Source organism: Ochrobactrum sp. EDr1-4 (assembly GCF_049199085.1).
In the GTDB taxonomy this organism is placed as follows: domain Bacteria; phylum Pseudomonadota; class Alphaproteobacteria; order Rhizobiales; family Rhizobiaceae; genus Brucella.
The window spans coordinates 1-1120 of the sequence record NZ_JBLZOF010000031.1 but is presented as its reverse complement, the minus strand read 5'-3'; the positions used below and the strand labels follow the sequence as shown (position 1 = coordinate 1120).

Below are 1120 nucleotides of genomic sequence, written 5' to 3'. Positions count from 1 at the left end.
GTGTGAGGTCAGGCTGAAGCGCGACTTTTCGGTTTGAGTTTACGCAAAACGATGTCTGTTTGCGAAGAGTTTCTGCCGAAAGACTTCTGCAGGTGTTTTGTACCCTAAACATTTGCGCGGTGTATTGTTGAGGCGATGACAGATGAATGCGAGGTCTCGATCACTGAGGGTGAGCGGATCAAGGTCTCGGGGAAGCCAGCGTCTTGTGCGTCTGTTGGTGTTCTCAACAGTGCCTTTCTGCCAGGGGGATTGGGGGTCACAGAACCAGATTTGCGCCCCTATCCCATTCTGCAGATAAGCCCACTCTGTAAACTCAGTACCACGATCAAAGGTTATTGATCGGCGGGCGATTTGGGGCAGGGGCTGGAGTGCTCTAATCACACCTTCCATCAACGGCTTTGATTGACGATCATTATTGCGCAACAAAACCGTGAAGCGGCTCACCCGCTCGACCAGAGACGTTACATTGGCGTTGCCAAACCTCTTGCGAAACTGGATAGTGTCGCCTTCCCAATGACCGAACTGCTTGCGCCTAGAAACCATGTCTGGACGATAAAGGATGCTCAGTTCCGGTGGAAAGCGGCGTCCATGATGACGTCGGGCATGACGTGGACGTCGTTTGGCACGACGTTCGGGCAGATGTTTCCAAAGCCCTTCTTGCCGACCATCAGCGGAATACACAAACTGATAGATCGTTTCATGACTGACAGAAACGGGATGCCGCTCCAACCGCATTCTCCCGGCAATCTGTTGCGGCGACCATCCATCGCTGATGTGATCGATCACGGACTGCCGTAGCTCATCATACCGGATGAGCTTGCGTTGCTTCGAACGCCGCTCGCGGCATTTCTGGTCAGCAATCGTGCAGTAATAACCGTTTAAATCCTTGATCTCATCATCGTGAAACTGATTGCGCTTAAGTTCACGAAAAATGGTCGAGCGGTGCCTTCCAAGTCTCTCAGCAATAACGTCAACGGAAAGCTTTGCAATACGCCAGCGCGCTATTTTGCGGCGTTCATCCAGATCAATATGCGAATAGGTGCGGTCCATGACAGGTTCCTTGCATTCGATAACTCATTGTTATCATTTGCAAGTCGCACTTCAAACTAGAACCCACCCC

1 protein-coding gene is annotated in these 1120 nt (G+C 51.5%); it reads right to left on the bottom strand.

Translation table 11 applies throughout. The annotated features are described in order from the left end of the window. Nucleotides 1-39: 39 nt before the first annotated feature. Entirely contained in the window at nucleotides 40-1050 is a 1011-nt protein-coding gene (locus ACOZHT_RS24390; protein WP_421567115.1) for an IS30 family transposase, read from the bottom strand. Nucleotides 1051-1120 lie beyond the last annotated feature (70 nt).

Coding starts and splice junctions, on each gene's coding strand:
- ACOZHT_RS24390 (WP_421567115.1), bottom strand. CDS start 1,050: ATGGACCGCACCTATTCGCATATTGATCTGGATGAACGCCGCAAAATA.